The sequence below is a fragment of the Pelomonas caseinilytica genome (genome assembly GCF_021353235.1).
Lineage (GTDB): Bacteria > Pseudomonadota > Gammaproteobacteria > Burkholderiales > Burkholderiaceae_C > Pelomonas > Pelomonas caseinilytica.
This window is the reverse complement of sequence record NZ_JAJTWT010000005.1, coordinates 373,110-388,376: the sequence shown is the minus strand read 5'-3', so window position 1 is coordinate 388,376 and position 15,267 is coordinate 373,110. Positions and strand designations below refer to the sequence as shown.

Genomic DNA, 15,267 nt, shown 5'->3' with positions numbered 1-15,267 from the left:
CTTGCGTTGTTAGCTTCTTAGGCGGGCAGCGGCTGCAACAGCAGCTTCTCGCCCTGGAGATAGACCTGGGCCGGCTTGCCCGCGACGTCGGCGGGCAGCGGGTTCTCGGCGGTGCGGTAGATGCCGGCGACGGCCAGCAGCTCGGCCTCGAGGCTGCGCGTGTAGATGCGCGCCGAGGTATCGCCGCGGGCGCCGGCGATGGCCTTGCCGCGCAGCGGTGCGTAGATGTGGATGCTGCCGTCGGCGATCACTTCGGCGCCGTGGCTCACCACCGCCAGCACGACCAGGTCGCCGCCCTTGGCATAGACCTGCTGGCCGGAGCGCAGCGGCTTGTCGACGACCAGGGTGGGCGCGGGCGCCGCGGGTTTTTCGATGATCTTCTCGACGGTGATCTCGCGCACCACCTCGGCCGGCGCCGCCTGGACAGGGCGTTCGGCCGCAGGCTCGTCGGCCGCGTCCGCAAGACCGAGCTCCCGCGCCACGGCGAGTTCGTCGGCCGTGGCCCCGGCCACCGCCACCGGCTGCAGCTGGCTGGCGCGCAGCATCTCGACGACGGCGCGCAGGTCCACCGGCGCGGGGCCGTCCAGGGCCAGCGGCGCCTGCCCTTCGGGCGCCTCGGTGGCTGCGGCCAGGGCGCGCGGCACCAGGCTGAGGTCGATGACCACGGGCTCGTGCTCGAAGGCCGGGCCGCCGGAGCCGACGCGCGCCGCCCAGTCGGCCGCGATCTCGGCCATGTCGGCGCTGTGCAGCACCAGGCCCAGCAGGCTGAAGCGGCGCGACTTCAACTCGAACGCGCCGGCGCGCTGGGCGCTCCTGCGACCGCCGCTGTCCCTCGTCATGTCCGCCATCTGCCCCTCATCGCCCGCCAGCGCCTCGTCAAAAGGCCGCGAGTTTATCCGTCGCCGACGGACACCCCGCTCGGGGACTGCCCCCAGGACGACACGGCGGACCGCCTCAAAAACAGGCAGGGCAAACCACAGGATGGCCGATCAAGCACTTAGCGCCGCTGTCGTCAGCCGGCCCACAGACTTGTCCACAGCTGGCGGGGACAAACACCGCCGCGCTGTCCTCCAGACCCGCGACAAGGCTCATGCGCGGCTTGACTTATCCCCACTTCTGGCAGCCGTCAAGTCTTTTGGACCCTGAGTCATCTCATCCGCGCCAACTGCGGCAGCTAGCCGCTAAGTGATTGATTCATATAGCGTCGACATGGCTGCTCAAAAAACGGGCAACCTAAGCGGAGCCGCATCGCACAAGGGTTTGGCGGCGATGCGAGGGGGTTCTCCACAAAGTTTTCCACAGAGTCGGTGGATAGCTCGCGGAACTGTTACGAATCAGTGACTTAAGCGTGATCGTTGATGCGCCGTGGAGGTTTCGGCGCCAACTTGGGAGCGCCCGCGGCCTCGGCGCACGCTACATTGGGCCGGCCGCATCCTCAAAGGAGAGTCCATTTGGCTACCCCGAACTACAGCTACGAAAAGCGCCAGCGCGAATTGGCCAAGAAACGCAAGGCCGAAGAGAAGCGCCAGCGCAAGCTCAACGGCAAGCCTGACGAGGCCGCCGCGCCCGATGAACCGCAGGCCGAAGGCGAGACGACCGCACCGTCCGATCCGGCCAAGCCGCAAACCTAGAATCGGCGGTTTTCCCGCGGCGCATGCGCCGCTGTCACCAAGGCCCCCGCCGTCATGCCCCGCCAGCTTTTCGTCACGACCGCCCTGCCCTATGCCAACGCCGGTTTCCACATCGGCCACATCATGGAGTACACCCAGGCCGACATCTGGGTGCGCTTCCAGCGCATGGCGGGCTCGACGGTGCACTTCGTCTGCGCGGACGACGCCCACGGCGCGCCCATCATGATCGCGGCCGAGAAGGCCGGTAAGACCCCCCAGGAATTCGTCGCCGGCATCGCGGCCGGACGCAAGCAATACCTGGACGGCTTCCACATCAGCTTCGACAACTGGCACTCCACCGACGGGCCGGAGAACCACGAGCTGTCCAAGGCCGTCTACCTGGCGCTGCGCCAGCACGAGCTGATCGAGGTCAAGACCATCGAGCAGTTCTTCGACCCGGCCAAGGCCATGTTCCTGCCGGACCGCTTCATCAAGGGCGAGTGCCCCAAATGCGGCGCGAAGGACCAGTACGGCGACTCCTGCGAGGTCTGCGGCGCGGTCTACGCGCCCACCGAACTGAAGAACCCCTACTCGGTGCTGTCCGGCGCGACGCCGGTGCTCAAGAGCAGCGAGCACTACTTCTTCAAGCTGAGCGATCCGCGCTGCGTCGACTTCCTGACCCAGTGGACCCAGGAGGCCGGCCGGCTGCAGCCCGAGGTGCTGAACAAGATCCGCGAGTGGTTCGCCGCCGACGAGGATGGCGCCAACAAGCTCAGCGACTGGGACATCAGCCGCGACGCGCCTTATTTCGGCATCGAGATCCCCGACGCGCCGGGCAAGTATTTCTACGTCTGGCTGGACGCGCCCATCGGCTACCTGGCCTCGCTGAAGAACTACTTCGGCAAGATTGGCAAGGACTTCGACGCCTTCATGGCCGACCCGTCGGTGGAGCAGATCCATTTCATCGGCAAGGACATCACCTACTTCCACACGCTGTTCTGGCCGGCGATGCTGCACTTCAGCGGACGCAAGACGCCCAACCACGTCTTCGTGCACGGCTTCATGACCGTCAACGGCGGCGAGAAGATGAGCAAGAGCCGCGGCACGGGGCTGGACCCGCTCAAGTACCTGAGCCTGGGCCTGAACGCCGAATGGCTGCGCTACTACATCGCCGCCAAGCTCAACGCCAAGGTTGAGGACATCGACTTCAACCCCGAGGACTTCGCCGCCCGCATCAACAGCGACCTCGTCGGCAAGTACATCAACATCGCCTCGCGCGCGGCCGGCTTCCTGACCAAGCGTTTCGACGGCAGGTTGAGCGGCGACCTCGGCGTCGAAGGCTCGGCCCTGCTCGAGACGCTGCGGGCCCACAGCGCCGCCATCGCCGAGTTGTACGAGGAGCGCGAGTTCGGCAAGGCCCTGCGCGAGATCATGGCCCTGGCCGACAAGGTCAACGAGTTCGTCGACCAGCACAAGCCCTGGGAGCTGGCCAAGCAGCAGGGCATGGATGCCGCCTTGCACGACGTCTGCAGCGTCTGCATCGAGGCCTTCCGGCTGCTGACGATCTACCTCAAGCCCGTGCTGCCGGCCCTGGCGGCCCAGGTCGAGGCCTTCCTCAGGATCGAGCCCCTGCAGTGGGCCGACGCCGGGCGCGCACTCAGCGCCCACGAGATCGGCACCTACCAGCACCTGATGCAGCGCGTGGACCTCGCCAAGGTCGAGGCCCTGTTCGAGGCTCCCGCGCCGGTCCAGGTCAGCCCCGGCGGCGAGGACATCGCCGCGGAGATCAAGATCGACGACTTCGCCAAGGTCGACCTGCGCATCGCCCGCATCGTCAAGGCCGAGCACGTCGAGGGCTCGGACAAGCTGCTGCGCCTGACCCTTGACGCTGGCGAGGGCAGGCTGCGCAACGTCTTCAGCGGCATCAAGAGCGCCTACAAGCCCGAGGACCTCGAAGGCAAGCTGACCGTGCTCGTCGCCAACCTCGCCCCGCGCAAGATGAAGTTCGGCGTCAGCGAGGGCATGGTGCTGGCCGCCAGCCACGCTGACGAGAAGGCCCATCCCGGCATCTTCGTGCTGGAACCCCACACCGGCGCGCAGCCGGGCATGCGGGTACGCTGAGCCCATGAGCCGAGCGACGCCACGAACCCCGCTCGGAACCCTCGGCCTCACCCGGCGCCGGCGCTTCATCGCCGAGCGCCACCACTGCGGACCTCCCGTCACGACGCCCGCCGCGTCGTGTCCCAGCCCCCGGAGGTTCCATGCCCCTTCCCCGCCTGCATCCGTTCCGCCCGCGCAGCCTGGCGCTGCTGTCGGGCTACTCGCGGGAGCGCCTGCTCGCTGACCTCGGCGCCGGCCTGACGGTCGGGATCGTCGCGCTGCCGCTGGCGCTTGCCTTCGCCATCGCCTCCGGCCTGCGCCCCGAGCAGGGCCTGGCCACCGCCGTGGTCGCCGGGTTCCTGATCTCGCTGCTCGGCGGCTCCAGCGTGCAGATCGGCGGGCCGGCCGGCGCCTTCATCGTCGTCGTCTACGGCATCCTGCAACGCCACGGCCTGGCCAACCTGCTCATCGCCACCATGGGGGCCGGCCTGCTACTTCTGTTGATGGGCGCCCTACGCCTTGGCGCGCTGGTGCGCTACATCCCGGTGGCCATCGTCACCGGCTTCACCAACGGCATCGCGGTGCTCATCGCCCTGGCCCAGCTCAAGGACTTCCTCGGCCTGCGCATCGAGAAGATGCCGGCCGATTTCTTCGGCCAGATCGGGGCCCTGCACCAGCACCTCGGCGGCTTCAACCCCGTGGCCCCGGTCATGGCCGCGGCCTGCATGGCCATCGTGCTGCTCTGGCCCAAGAACATCGTGCAGGACAAGCCGCTGAGCGGCGTGCGCCGCTGGATGGCCCTGCTGCCCAGCACCGTCATCGCCCTGGTCGGCGCCACGGCGGCGACGGCCCTGCTGCAGCTGCCGCTCGAAACCATCGGCAGCCGCTTCGGTGGCATCCCGCGGTCCCTGCCGGCGCTGTCCTGGCCGGCCATGAGCTGGGCCGGCATGCAGCAGCTCGTCATCCCGACGCTGACCCTGGCTTTGCTGGGTGCCATCGAGTCGCTGCTGTGCGCCCGGGTGGCCGACAGGCTCACGCCCGAACTGCCTCGCCACGACCCCAACCAGGAGCTGATGGCCCAGGGCATCGCCAACTTCGCCGCCCCCCTCTTCGGCGGCCTGCCGGCCACGGGCACCATCGCCCGCACGGTCACCAACATCCGGGCCGGCGGCACCAGCCCGGTGGCCGGCCTCGTGCATGCCCTCGTCTTGCTGCTCATCCTGCTCGTGGCGGCGCCGCTGGCGGTGCACGTGCCGCTGGCGGCGCTGGCGGGCATCCTGCTCGTCGTGGCCTGGAACATGGGCGAATGGCACGAGTTCGCGCGGCTCAAGCGCTTCAACCTCACCTACCGCACGCTGCTGGTGGGCACCTTCACGCTGACCGTGGTGACTGACCTGACCGTGGCCGTGGAAGTGGGCCTCGTCACGGCCTGCCTCTTCTTCGTCTACCGCATGAGCCAGCTCTTCCAGCTGCGGCCCATGGCGAGCACGGCCGTGCCCGAAGGCTGCGTGGGCTTCGAGCTCTACGGGGCCCTCTTTTTCGGCGCCATCGGCAAGCTCGAGGCCCTGCCCGACCAGCTCCCGCCCGGCACCCGCACCCTCGTGCTGCAGATGCACCAGCTCGTGCAGCTCGACACCTCGGGCATGGAGGCCCTGCGCGACCTGCACCGCACGCTGGCCAAGCGTGGCGCGCGGCTGGTGCTGGCCCAGCTCAACGCCCAGCCGCTGGACCTGCTGCGCCGCGCCGGCTTGGCCGACGAGCTGGGCGCCGGCGGCATCGTCACCTCGCTCGCCGATCTAAAATCACCGGCCTAGCCGAAGAGACCCCCGCCATGCCGCTGTTCTGGAAGCCCTACAAGTCCGAAGTCACCCAATTCATCGAGCAGCTCAAGGCCCAGCGCCCCACCCTGGAAGCCGAGCAGCGTGCCGGCCGTGCCCTGCTCTGGGACAAGCCCCAGGACCGCGCCGCCCAGGCCGACTTCAACGCCGCGCGCGTGGCCCAGAAGCCCTACGTCTACCAGACCGACGCCAAGTAAGCCGCCGTGACCGCCGTGGCCGACGAGCCCAGCCACGTCGAGTCGGGCCTGCCCGAGGCGGTGGACACCGTGGCGGTGGCCCGCCTCTACGGCGAGCCGCTGTTCCAGCTGCCGCTGGACCTCTACATCCCGCCGGACGCGCTGGAGGTCTTCCTGGAGGCCTTCCAGGGGCCGCTGGACCTGCTGCTCTACCTGATCCGCAAGCAGAACTTCAACATCCTCGACATCCCGCTGGCCGACGTGACGCGCCAGTACCTGAGCTACGTCGAGCAGATCCGCCAGCACAACCTGGAGCTGGCCAGCGAATACCTGCTGATGGCGGCCATGCTCATCGAGATCAAGTCGCGCATGCTGCTGCCGCCCAAGAAGACCGAGGACGGCAAGGAGGCCGAGGACCCGCGGGCCGAGCTGGTGCGGCGCCTGCTGGAGTACGAGCAGATGAAGCTCGCCGCCGCTCGGCTGGACCGGCTGCCGCAGCTGGGGCGGGACTTCCTGCGCGCCCAGGTCCACATCGAGCAGTCGCTCTCGCCACGCTTCCCCGACGTCGACACCGCCGACCTGCGCGAGGCCTGGCTCGACATCCTCAAGCGCGCCAAGCTCAACCAGCATCACCGCATCAGTCGCGAGCAGCTGTCGGTGCGCGAGCACATGAGCATCGTGCTGCGCCGGCTGCAGGGCCAGCGCTTCGTCGAGTTCGAGCAGCTCTTCGACGTGACGCGGGGCCAGGCCGTGCTCGTCGTCACTTTCATCGCCATGCTGGAGCTGGCGCGCGAGCACCTGCTCGAGATCACCCAGGCCGAGGCCTTCGCGCCGATCTACGTGCGGCTGGCCTACACGCCGGTCTGAGCGGCGGGCGCCGGCCTCAGCGCCCGCGCAGCCTCTGCACTGCCACCACGCCGGCCAGCACCAGGGCGCCGGCCGCCACGCCGATGAGCGCATTGGCGCCGTTCTCCAGCACCGCCTTCGCCAGCCAAGCCTGGCCCTCGGCCAGCTGCGAGACGGCATGGTGCAACAGCGGGATGCCGTGCGCCAGGATGCCGCCGCCCACCAGGAACATCGCCGCCGTGCCCAGCACCGACAGCAGCTTCATCAGCCGCGGCGCCGCGGCCAGCAGCAAACGGCCCACCGCCTGGGCCAGGCCACCCGCCTTGCGCGACAGCCACAGGCCCACGTCGTCCATCTTCACGATACCGGCCACGAAGCCGTAGACGCCCACCGTCATCGCGACGGACACCGCCACCAGCACGATCAGCTGCTGCTGCAGCGAGGCGCCGGCCACGGTGCCAAGGGCAATGACGATGATCTCGGCGGACAGGATGAAATCGGTGCGGATGGCGCCCTTGACCTTGTCGCGCTCGTAGGCCGCCATATCGACCTTCTCGTCGACGAGCGCCTTGACGTGCTCCTCGTGGTGGGTGCGGTCCTCGTCGGCGCTGTGCAGGAACTTGTGCGCCAGCTTCTCGAAGCCCTCGAAGCACAGATAGGCCCCGCCCAGCATCAGCAGCGGCGTGACCGCCCAGGGCGCGAAGGCCGAGATGGCCAGGGCGCCCGGCACGAGGATGGCCTTGTTCAGCAGCGAGCCGCGGGCCACGGCCCAGACGACGGGCAGCTCGCGGTCGGCGTTGACGCCGGTGACCTGCTGCGCATTGAGGGCCAGGTCGTCGCCGAGCACGCCGGCCGTCTTCTTGGCGGCGACCTTGGTCATGGTGGCCACGTCGTCCAGGACGGTGGCGATGTCGTCGAGCAGGACGAAGAGGCTGGAGGCCATGGAGCAGCGGCGTCGTTGGAAAGGCCGCGATGCTATCCGGCGACGCCGGACTCAGCGGTAGTGCCTGGCCAGGCTCTCGGCCACGCACACCGGCTTGGGCGCGCCCTCGCGCTCGATGGCCACCTCGACGGTGAGCTGCGTGGCGCCGCCGGCCACCTCGTCCAGGGCCAGCAGCCGGAAGGCCGCGCGCAGGCGGCTGCCCACGGGGACCGGCGCCGTGAAGCGCACCTTGTTCAGGCCGTAGTTGACGACCATGCGGGTCTCCCGCACCGAAAAGCCGGTCTCGAAGAAATAGGGGATGAGGGAGAGCGTCAGGAAGCCGTGGACGATGGGCCCGCCGAAGGGCCCGCCGCGGGCGCGCTCGGGGTCGACGTGAATCCATTGCCGGTCCTCTGTCGCCTCGGCGAAGGCGTTGACGCGGGCCTGGTCGACCGTGATCCAGTCGCTGTGGCCCAGGGGCTGGCCCACCAGGGGCTGCAGGTCGGCGAGAGTGTCGAAGATGCGCATTGGGGTGCAAGACGATCGGGCTGTCGTGCGGCCACGGTAACCTAGCCGGCCATGCCTGACAGTTCCGCCCGCGACATCCTCGTCCTCGCCGCCCACCCCGACCTGGGCCGCTCCAACACCACCCGCGCCGTGCTGCAGGCGCTGCGCGCCTCGCCGGCCGCCGGCCGCGTCGAACTGCGCGATCTCTACCGCCTCTACCCGGACTTCCACATCCACGTCGAGGCCGAGCAGCGCGCACTCGAAGCCGCCCGGCTCGTCGTCATGGTGCACCCCATCTACTGGTACAGCATGCCGGCCCTGCAGAAGCTGTGGCTGGACGAGGTGCTGCGCCTGGGCTGGGCCTACGGCCCCGGCGGTACGGCCCTGCACGGCAAGGACTTCTGGCTGGTCGTCTCCACCGGCGGCGGCCCCGAAAGCTACAACCCCACCGGCCACAACCACCACCTCATCGACGAGTTCCTGCTGCCCTACCAGCAGTCGGCCAAGACCTGCGGCATGCACTACCTGCCGCCGCAGATCCTGCACGCCGCCCACCGCGCCAGCGACGCCGACATCGACGCCCATGCCCAGCTCTTCGCGAAGCGGCTGCTGCACTACCCCGACTGGTGCCAGTCCCTCGCCGCCCCCGAGGTGGGCGACGAGGAGGCCGTGGCCCTGGACGAAAGGCCACCGATGTTCTCGCCGCTCGATGCCGGAGACGCCGAATGACCCACGGCAACTGGCTCGTCCTGCCCCTCGTCTTCCTCGCCGCCGCGGTATTCGCCGTGCCCCTGGCGCGCTATCTGCGCCTGGGCTCCATCCTCGGCTACCTCGTCGCCGGCGTGCTCATCGGCCCCGCGGTGCTGGGCCTGGTGCCGGAGAGCAGCGCCATTCCCGAGGTGGCCGAACTCGGCGTCGTGCTGATGCTCTTCCTCGTCGGCCTCGAGCTGGAGCCCAAGCGGCTGTGGGCCATGCGCCGGCCCATCTTCGGCTGGGGCAGCGTGCAGCTGCTGGGCTGCGCGGCGGTGCTCACCGCCGTGGGCATGGCCACGGGCCACCCCTGGCGGCTGTCCCTGGTCGTGAGCCTGGGGCTGGCGATGTCGTCCACCGCCGTGGCCCTGGCCGTGCTGGCCGAGCGCAACCTCGGCCGAACGACCGCCGGGGAAAGCATCCTGTCGGTGGCCCTGCTGCAGGACATCGCCGCCATCCCCGTGCTGGCCCTCGTGCCGGTGCTCGCCCTCAGCGGCGCCCACGACGACGGCGACGGCCGCACCTGGCTCGCGGCGGGCAAGGCGGTGGGCGCCATCGTCACCATCATCTTCGGCGGCCGGCTGCTGCTGCGCCCCGCCCTGCGCTGGATCGCCCACAGCAAGACGCCCGAGATCTTCACCGCGGCGGCCCTGCTGCTGGTCATCGGCACGGCGGCGCTGATGCAGCTCGTGGGGCTGTCGATGGCCCTCGGCGCCTTCCTGGCCGGCGTGCTGCTGGCCGAGAGCGAGTACCGCCGCGAGCTGGAGACCGACCTGGAGCCCTTCAAGGGCCTGCTGCTGGGCCTGTTCTTCATCGCCGTCGGCATGGGGCTGGACCTGCGCGCCGTCGCGGCCCAGCCGGGGCTGGTGGCCGCCGTGCTGGTGGCCTTGCTGGTTTGCAAGACGCTGGTGCTGGCGGCGATGTCCAGGGCCATGAAGGTCCCGCTGGTGGAGCGGCCGGCCTTCGTCATCCTGCTGGCCCAGGGCGGCGAGTTCGGCTTCGTCGTCTTCCAGCTGGCCCAGGGCGAAGGCATGATCGACGCGGCCCAGAACTCGGCCCTGGTCGCCGCGGTGGCGCTGTCGCTGGCGCTCACGCCGCTGCTGCTGGCGGGGGGCGACGGCCTGATGTCCCGCAAGCTCGCGCGCCTGGGCGCCGGCCACCCGCGCGACGACGCCCCGCCGCCGCCCGCACCCATCCTCATCGCCGGCAGCGGGCGCTACGGCCAGGTCGTGGGCCGGCTATTGCGGGCCAACGGCCTGGAGGCCACCGTGCTGGACCACGATGCCGAAGCCATCGAGAGCCTGCGCCGCTTCGGCTGGCAGGTGCACTACGGCGACGCCACCCGGCTGGACCTGCTCAAGAGCGCCGGGGCGGCCACGGCGCGCATCCTCGTCATCGCCATCGACGACATCGCCCAGAGCCTGACCCTCGCCGAGCTGGCGCGCGAGCACTTCCCGGAGCTCGCCGTCGTCGCCCGCGCCCGCAACGTGCAGCACTACTACCGGCTGCGTGAACTCGGCGTCAGCCACGTCGAGCGCGAGACCTTCGATGCCGCGCTGATGAGCGCCCGCAGCGTGCTCGAGCTGACCGGCATGGAGCCACACGCCGCCCGCCGCCAGGCCATGCGCTTTCGGCGCCACAACATCGAACTGCTCGAAAGCATGGTGCCCCTGCAGCGCGACGAGAACGCCCTGATCGCCGCCGCCAAGCTGGGCCGCCAGCAGTTCGACCAGCTCCTTGCCGCCGAGCGCGAGGCGGAGGAGGCGCACAGAAGGGCGCAGCGGGGTGGTTGGGACCGGCAGGACGGCTGAATGGCCGGAGGCGCGTCCTGATTTCTGGACATTTCAAGCCTGTTCCGGCGAAAATGTCCTGAATCATGGACACCATACGCCTGCCGATCGACCTCGGCGCCGCCGTGAAGCGCCATCGCCAGCAACTGGCGCTGACCGCCGTGGAGGTGGCCGCACGCGCCGGCCGCAGCCGCGACATCCTCTATCGCCTCGAACGTGGCGAGGACGTGACGGTCAGCGCCCTGCTGGACATCCTGCGCGCCCTCGGCCTCAGCCTCGCCTTGCAGCCCGCCGGCATGCCGACCCTGGCGGAGATGCAGCGCCGCTTCGGTGCGGAAGCGCTCGACGATGACGACGCTGCCTGAGCGCATCCGCCACCTGCGGGTCGACCTCAACGGCGCCCCCTGCGGCGACCTGCGGCGCGAGTCGCAGCTCGTCTTCAGCTATCGCCGCGATGACGACACCCAGCCCTCGGTCGGCCTGCTGATGCCGCCGCGCCAGCTGCTCTACCGCAGCAGCGCCCTGTTCCCGGTGATGGACCAGAACCTGCCGGAGGGCTATCTCTTCGAGCGGGTGCGGGCCCTGTATCCCAAGCAGCCGCTCACGCCCATGCATCTGCTCGGCCTGATCGGCGAGAACGGCATCGGCCGGCTGGGCTTCCACCTGCCCGAGGCGCCGCCTGCACCCCCGCCGGTGCCGATGTCGCGCGAGCAGCTGCTCCGCCTGCCCTACAGCCAGGCGGTGTTCGACGACCTGGTGGCGGCCTACCTGTCCAGCGGCCTCGGCATCGCGGGGGTGCAGCCCAAGCTCATGCTGCCCGACCGCGCGTCCATCCCGGTGCCCAACCTCATCGTCAAGGCCGGCTCGCAAGCCTATCCAGGGCTCGCGGCCAATGAGTTCCTGTGCCTGCAGGCGGCGTCGCGCGCCGGCATCGCCGTGCCCGGGCATGCCCTGTCGGACGACGGCCAGTTGCTCATCCTCGACCGCTTCGACCTGCAGCCCGATGGCCGCCGCCTGGGCTTCGAGGACGTCGCGGCGCTGATGGGGTTGTCCGTGCGTGACACCCTGTCGGACCGCAAATATCACGGCAGCTACGAGACGGTGTCCCAGGTGCTGAAGGCGCTGGCCCTGCCCGCGGTGGACCTCGCACGCTTCTTCGAGCAGGTGGCCTTCACCATCATGGTCCGCAACGGGGACGGTCACCTGAAGAACTTCGGCGTCGGCTACGACGAGTCCTGGGGTGCGCGCCTGGCGCCGATGTACGACGTCGTCACCACGGCCATCTACCGCTACCAGCGCTGGACCGGCGGCGAGGACGAGGAGGACCGAACCCTGGCCCTGCGCCTGTTCGCCGGCCGTGGCCAGACGCGGGCCTACCCGACCACGGAGGAACTCCTGCGCTTCGGCCGGCAGGCCTGCGGCGTGGCCCAGCCGGCGCCGGTACTGGCCCGCATCGCCGAAGCCTTGCGCGACACGCTCGCCGCAGCCCACCAGGACGAGCGCATCCCGAAAGCCCTGCTGGACGGCATGGCAGGGATGTGGGCTCGGGGCATGGACTACGCCCGCTGAGACAATCCGCCCATGTTCGCCCCCTCCCAGCTCGAAGTCCGGCGCTTCTTCTGCGCCACCTACCGCAAATGGCGTGACGGACTGCCGCTCACGCCCATGGAGGCGCTGGCGGCGGACTGGATCGCCGAGCATCCCGAGTACCACGCCGACCTGGCCGACGAGGCCGGCGCGCTGGAAAAGGTCTACACCGTGGAAGAGGGGCGCACCAACCCCTTTCTGCACCTGTCCATGCACCTGACCATCACGGAGCAGCATGCCATCGACCAGCCCGCAGGCATCCGCCAGGCCGTCGACCTGCTCTCGGCCCGGCGCAATTCGAGGCACGAAGCCCACCACACGGCCATGGAGGCTCTGGGCGAGATGATCTGGGCCTCGCAGCGCAGCGGCCTGCCGCCGGACGGGCACGCCTACCTCGACAAGGTGCGCCAAGCGGCCACGCGCTGAGCCCCCGGCCTCGAAAACGACAACGCCACCCGAGGGTGGCTTTTGATCATGGGGCGCGGACGCCTCAGGCCTGATAGCTGCCGCCGCCGACGGTGCGGCGCTCGGCCTTGCCGCCCGCGCCGTAGAGGCCCGTGGGTTCGCTGGGGATCAGCACGTCCAGAGCGCGGTCCAGCGAGGCATTGCCGCGGGCCAGGGCTTCGCGCTGGGCGGCCAGCAGGCCGCCGGCGCGCACCAGGCGGTTGCGCAGGGCCGCGGGCACGCCGCCGGTGCGGGCGGCGGCGCTGAAGGTCTGCACGGCGCAGGCCAGGTGCTGGTGCAGTTCGGCCGCGTGCTGCTCGATGCCGGCGGCGTCGCGCCGGGCCAGGGCGTCGCCGAGCTGGTTCAGCGCGGCCTCGACGGCCAGCAGCGGAGCTTCGAGCTCGGCGCCGAGCGGGGTGGACGTGGCAGTGGCGGTCATGGAGGGTCGATCAATGCTTGTTGGCACGCGCGTTCAGCAATTCTTGCGCATTCGCGACCAGCTTGTCCGCGATCGCACTGGCGTTGACCGTGAACTTGCCCTCACTGATGGCCTGGGAGATGCGCTGGACCTTGGCTGCGTCGAAGCTGCCGTCGTCGGAACCGGTGCCGGCGGCGGCCAGCTTGGCGGCGCTGGAAATGGCGACCTGGGCACTGGCGGCCGGGGCCGACTTGGCCGGATGCTGGATGTTGCCGGTCGTGGCCGTGGCCTCGGATTTGCGCGAGGTGGCGCGTTCGGCCTTCGGGGGGCTGACGCTGCCGTCGTGGCTGTTACCGATCTTCATGAGCTTCTCCAGGGTGCGGGGCGGGCCCCGCGGCGGGCACTGCAGGGGAGTTTCCTCCTGTATCGGCCGCCAGCCGAGGATCTTGAGCGGGATTTGGGAGGTTTTTCCGGCCAGTTCCGGCGATCCGTGGCAGTTTGCTCACAACAGCAGCTCCACTCGCCGCTCGCCCACGGCCCGGCCGCTGGCCACGCGGCCGCTCTCGAAGCGCACCCTCACGTCCTGGCCTTCCAGGCCCGGCCCGAGGGCCTGGGCCTCGGACGCCACCGAGAAGCCCTCGCCGACGGCGAGGACCTGCACGGTCTCGCCGGCGGCGAACCACTGGCGCGACTTGAGGGCCGGCGCGCGCACGGCATCGCCCGCTGCAAGCGGGCGCGCCAGCACCCGGCCGACCAGCAGGCCGGGCTCGGTGAAGACGGCGCCGGGTTCGGCCGCAATGTCGATATCGGCCATCGCCAGCTGGTCTTGAGACAAATTCACGCCGGCCGGCAGCGGCCCGGTGGCGACGACGGCCTTGCCGAAGACGGCCACGCGCACCGGCAGCGTCACGTTCCAGCGGGTACTGCCCTCGGTGCAGCGCAGCCCGATCCGGGTGCGGCCCCACATGGACATGCCCGGGGGGAGATAGGGCTGGACCTGTGCGCACGGCGCCAGGCGCAGCCGCGCGTCCAGCTGTCCGATCTCCACGGCCACGCGGGCGCTGGCCGGCGCGGCGGCGCGGGCCGCGGTCTCGGCCAGCGCGCGCACCCGCTCCAGCAGCGCCGGGTCGAGGGCGGTCTGCGCCCGCGCCGTGAGCACGGCAGCGCAAAGGCAGACGAAGAGCAGGGTGGCACGCAGCATGGCCGCCACTCTAGAGATGGCGGGAGGCGCGCTGGGTCGGAATTGAGCGGCTTTGGCCCTGCTTATCCCGCTCATGTTTCGGGGCCTGCGGCAGAACAATTTGCGAGAAGGCCCGCCCCGGCCATGCAACGCGAGGGGACCACCATGCTGAACCGACTCACCGACACGCTGAACTTCCAGACCCAGGCCCTGACGCTGCGGGCGGAGCGCCAGCGCCTGCTCGCCAGCAACATCGCCAACGCCGACACGCCGGGCTACCAGGCCCGCGACATCGACTTCGCCCGGGCGCTGCGCGAGGCGACCGGCGAGGTCGGCACGCCCGGCGCCATGGCGACCACCCAGGCCGGGCACATCGCCCCCCTGGCCGGCGCCCGCGGCGAGAGCGGCAAGGTCTATGCGCTGCAGGCCCAGACCAACCTCGACAGCAACGGCGTCGACATGGACCGCGAGCGCGCCAGCTTCGCTGACAACTCCGTCAAGTACGAGGCCACGCTGCGTTTCATCAACGCGTCCGTGCGCACGACGCTGGACTCGATGAAGTCGCCCAACCAGGGCTGACGGCCAAGGAAAGGACTGAGCCATGTCGATGTTCCAGATCTTCAGTGTCAGCGGCAGCGCGGTCAGCGCCCAGAGCCAGCGCCTGAACGTGGTGGCCAGCAACCTGGCCAACGCCGACACCGTGGCCGGCCCCGACGGCCAGGCCTACAAGGCCCGCCAGGTCGTCTTCCAGACCCAGCTGATGGGCGCCGGCAACGACAGCGGCAACGCCGGCGTGCGCGTGAGCACCATCACCGAGGATCAGACCCCCGGCCGCCGCGTGCACGACCCCAAGCATCCGCAGGCCGATGCCGACGGCTACGTGACCTATTCCAACGTCAACCCGGTGGAAGAGATGGTCAACATGATCTCGGCGTCACGGTCCTACCAGAACAACATCGAAGTCATGAGCACGGCAAAGAACCTGCTGCTCAAGACCCTGCAACTCGGCCAGTCATGACCCACCCCCGAAGCGCTTCGCGCCTCCCCCCTCAAGGGGGCGCAACCAGCGGCCCGGCAAAGCCGGTTCCGCGGCTGCTGC

The 15,267-nt window shown here is 69.9% G+C and carries 18 protein-coding genes; 12 read left to right on the top strand and 6 right to left on the bottom strand.

The window, feature by feature from the left end; genetic code table 11:
* Nucleotides 1–17 precede the first annotated feature (17 nt).
* On the bottom strand, nt 18–839 hold the full coding sequence (gene minC / locus LXT12_RS14615; RefSeq protein ID WP_233392917.1) for a septum site-determining protein MinC: 822 nt from the start codon (nt 837–839) through the stop codon (nt 18–20).
* A gap of 612 nt (nt 840–1,451) precedes the next feature.
* Here minC and LXT12_RS14610 point away from each other — a divergent pair.
* From LXT12_RS14610 to LXT12_RS14590, 5 genes are all read left to right on the top strand, one after another.
* Nucleotides 1,452–1,631 carry a hypothetical protein gene (locus LXT12_RS14610; protein WP_233392916.1) on the top strand — a complete coding sequence of 60 codons (180 nt, stop codon included), beginning with the start codon at nt 1,452–1,454 and terminating at the stop codon, nt 1,629–1,631.
* Between the two features lie 54 nt (nt 1,632–1,685).
* Nucleotides 1,686–3,731, top strand: a complete 2,046-nt coding sequence (gene metG, locus LXT12_RS14605; protein WP_233392915.1) for a methionine--tRNA ligase — start codon at nt 1,686–1,688, stop codon at nt 3,729–3,731.
* A 140-nt stretch (nt 3,732–3,871) separates the two neighbouring features.
* The gene (locus LXT12_RS14600; RefSeq protein ID WP_233392914.1) at nt 3,872–5,524 is read left to right on the top strand and encodes a SulP family inorganic anion transporter; all 1,653 of its coding nucleotides are present in this window, start codon (nt 3,872–3,874) and stop codon (nt 5,522–5,524) included.
* A 17-nt stretch (nt 5,525–5,541) separates the two neighbouring features.
* Complete coding sequence (locus LXT12_RS14595; protein WP_233392913.1) at nt 5,542–5,745, top strand: DUF3460 family protein; 204 nt, start codon at nt 5,542–5,544, stop codon at nt 5,743–5,745.
* 6 nt (nt 5,746–5,751) lie between these two features.
* A complete protein-coding gene (locus LXT12_RS14590; RefSeq protein WP_233392912.1) occupies nt 5,752–6,591 on the top strand; it encodes a segregation and condensation protein A in 840 nt (279 codons plus the stop codon).
* Nucleotides 6,592–6,607: 16 nt separating this feature from the next.
* On the opposite strand, the gene LXT12_RS14585 is transcribed toward LXT12_RS14590, so the two are convergent.
* Both LXT12_RS14585 and LXT12_RS14580 read right to left on the bottom strand, forming a co-directional pair.
* Nucleotides 6,608–7,513, bottom strand: coding sequence for a DUF808 domain-containing protein (locus tag LXT12_RS14585; RefSeq protein WP_233392911.1), 906 nt, complete (start codon nt 7,511–7,513; stop codon nt 6,608–6,610).
* A gap of 51 nt (nt 7,514–7,564) precedes the next feature.
* Nucleotides 7,565–8,020 carry a MaoC family dehydratase gene (locus LXT12_RS14580; protein WP_233392910.1) on the bottom strand — a complete coding sequence of 152 codons (456 nt, stop codon included), beginning with the start codon at nt 8,018–8,020 and terminating at the stop codon, nt 7,565–7,567.
* A 51-nt stretch (nt 8,021–8,071) separates the two neighbouring features.
* Here LXT12_RS14580 and kefF point away from each other — a divergent pair, with 51 nt between their 5' ends.
* The 5 genes from kefF to LXT12_RS14555 all read left to right on the top strand — a co-directional run bounded on the left by kefF (nt 8,072) and on the right by LXT12_RS14555 (nt 12,552).
* The gene (kefF, locus tag LXT12_RS14575; RefSeq protein ID WP_233392909.1) at nt 8,072–8,728 is read left to right on the top strand and encodes a glutathione-regulated potassium-efflux system oxidoreductase KefF; all 657 of its coding nucleotides are present in this window, start codon (nt 8,072–8,074) and stop codon (nt 8,726–8,728) included.
* Nucleotides 8,725–10,560 carry a glutathione-regulated potassium-efflux system protein KefC gene (kefC, locus tag LXT12_RS14570; RefSeq protein WP_233392908.1) on the top strand — a complete coding sequence of 612 codons (1,836 nt, stop codon included), beginning with the start codon at nt 8,725–8,727 and terminating at the stop codon, nt 10,558–10,560. The genes kefF and kefC overlap by 4 nt, the downstream gene beginning before the upstream one ends.
* A 65-nt stretch (nt 10,561–10,625) precedes the next feature.
* Nucleotides 10,626–10,904, top strand: coding sequence for a helix-turn-helix domain-containing protein (locus tag LXT12_RS14565; protein WP_233392907.1), 279 nt, complete (start codon nt 10,626–10,628; stop codon nt 10,902–10,904).
* Nucleotides 10,888–12,108 (top strand): type II toxin-antitoxin system HipA family toxin, encoded by a 1,221-nt coding sequence (locus tag LXT12_RS14560; protein WP_233392906.1) that lies wholly within the window; start codon nt 10,888–10,890, stop codon nt 12,106–12,108. Before LXT12_RS14565 ends, LXT12_RS14560 begins: the two co-directional genes overlap by 17 nt.
* A 12-nt stretch (nt 12,109–12,120) precedes the next feature.
* Nucleotides 12,121–12,552, top strand: a complete 432-nt coding sequence (locus LXT12_RS14555; protein ID WP_233392905.1) for a DUF1841 family protein — start codon at nt 12,121–12,123, stop codon at nt 12,550–12,552.
* A gap of 64 nt (nt 12,553–12,616) precedes the next feature.
* Here LXT12_RS14555 and LXT12_RS14550 read toward each other — a convergent pair whose 3' ends face one another.
* The 3 genes from LXT12_RS14550 to flgA all read right to left on the bottom strand — a co-directional run bounded on the left by LXT12_RS14550 (nt 12,617) and on the right by flgA (nt 14,189).
* Nucleotides 12,617–13,009, bottom strand: coding sequence for a hypothetical protein (locus LXT12_RS14550; protein ID WP_233392904.1), 393 nt, complete (start codon nt 13,007–13,009; stop codon nt 12,617–12,619).
* A gap of 10 nt (nt 13,010–13,019) precedes the next feature.
* Nucleotides 13,020–13,352: a flagellar biosynthesis anti-sigma factor FlgM gene (flgM, locus tag LXT12_RS14545; RefSeq protein ID WP_233392903.1), complete on the bottom strand. Its 333-nt coding sequence runs from the start codon at nt 13,350–13,352 to the stop codon at nt 13,020–13,022.
* Nucleotides 13,353–13,490: 138 nt separating this feature from the next.
* A complete protein-coding gene (gene flgA / locus LXT12_RS14540) occupies nt 13,491–14,189 on the bottom strand; it encodes a flagellar basal body P-ring formation chaperone FlgA (protein WP_233392902.1) in 699 nt (232 codons plus the stop codon).
* 144 nt (nt 14,190–14,333) lie between these two features.
* On the opposite strand from flgA, the gene flgB reads away from it, so the two are divergent.
* Both flgB and flgC read left to right on the top strand, forming a co-directional pair.
* Nucleotides 14,334–14,747 carry a flagellar basal body rod protein FlgB gene (gene flgB, locus LXT12_RS14535; protein ID WP_233392901.1) on the top strand — a complete coding sequence of 138 codons (414 nt, stop codon included), beginning with the start codon at nt 14,334–14,336 and terminating at the stop codon, nt 14,745–14,747.
* A 22-nt stretch (nt 14,748–14,769) separates the two neighbouring features.
* Nucleotides 14,770–15,186: a flagellar basal body rod protein FlgC gene (flgC, locus tag LXT12_RS14530; protein WP_233392900.1), complete on the top strand. Its 417-nt coding sequence runs from the start codon at nt 14,770–14,772 to the stop codon at nt 15,184–15,186.
* Nucleotides 15,187–15,267 lie beyond the last annotated feature (81 nt).

Bases quoted from the DNA above. Each gene is read 5' to 3' on its own strand.
- LXT12_RS14595 (WP_233392913.1), top strand. From the start codon at position 5,542: ATGCCGCTGTTCTGGAAGCCCTACAAGTCCGAAGTCACCCAATTCATC.
- LXT12_RS14580 (WP_233392910.1), bottom strand. From the start codon at position 8,020: ATGCGCATCTTCGACACTCTCGCCGACCTGCAGCCCCTGGTGGGCCAG.
- LXT12_RS14555 (WP_233392905.1), top strand. From the start codon at position 12,121: ATGTTCGCCCCCTCCCAGCTCGAAGTCCGGCGCTTCTTCTGCGCCACC.
- LXT12_RS14600 (WP_233392914.1), top strand. From the start codon at position 3,872: ATGCCCCTTCCCCGCCTGCATCCGTTCCGCCCGCGCAGCCTGGCGCTG.
- LXT12_RS14565 (WP_233392907.1), top strand. From the start codon at position 10,626: ATGGACACCATACGCCTGCCGATCGACCTCGGCGCCGCCGTGAAGCGC.
- LXT12_RS14585 (WP_233392911.1), bottom strand. From the start codon at position 7,513: ATGGCCTCCAGCCTCTTCGTCCTGCTCGACGACATCGCCACCGTCCTG.
- kefF (WP_233392909.1), top strand. From the start codon at position 8,072: ATGCCTGACAGTTCCGCCCGCGACATCCTCGTCCTCGCCGCCCACCCC.
- metG (WP_233392915.1), top strand. From the start codon at position 1,686: ATGCCCCGCCAGCTTTTCGTCACGACCGCCCTGCCCTATGCCAACGCC.
- LXT12_RS14550 (WP_233392904.1), bottom strand. From the start codon at position 13,009: ATGACCGCCACTGCCACGTCCACCCCGCTCGGCGCCGAGCTCGAAGCT.
- flgM (WP_233392903.1), bottom strand. From the start codon at position 13,352: ATGAAGATCGGTAACAGCCACGACGGCAGCGTCAGCCCCCCGAAGGCC.
- LXT12_RS14560 (WP_233392906.1), top strand. From the start codon at position 10,888: ATGACGACGCTGCCTGAGCGCATCCGCCACCTGCGGGTCGACCTCAAC.
- kefC (WP_233392908.1), top strand. From the start codon at position 8,725: ATGACCCACGGCAACTGGCTCGTCCTGCCCCTCGTCTTCCTCGCCGCC.
- minC (WP_233392917.1), bottom strand. From the start codon at position 839: ATGACGAGGGACAGCGGCGGTCGCAGGAGCGCCCAGCGCGCCGGCGCG.
- flgC (WP_233392900.1), top strand. From the start codon at position 14,770: ATGTCGATGTTCCAGATCTTCAGTGTCAGCGGCAGCGCGGTCAGCGCC.
- flgA (WP_233392902.1), bottom strand. From the start codon at position 14,189: ATGCTGCGTGCCACCCTGCTCTTCGTCTGCCTTTGCGCTGCCGTGCTC.
- flgB (WP_233392901.1), top strand. From the start codon at position 14,334: ATGCTGAACCGACTCACCGACACGCTGAACTTCCAGACCCAGGCCCTG.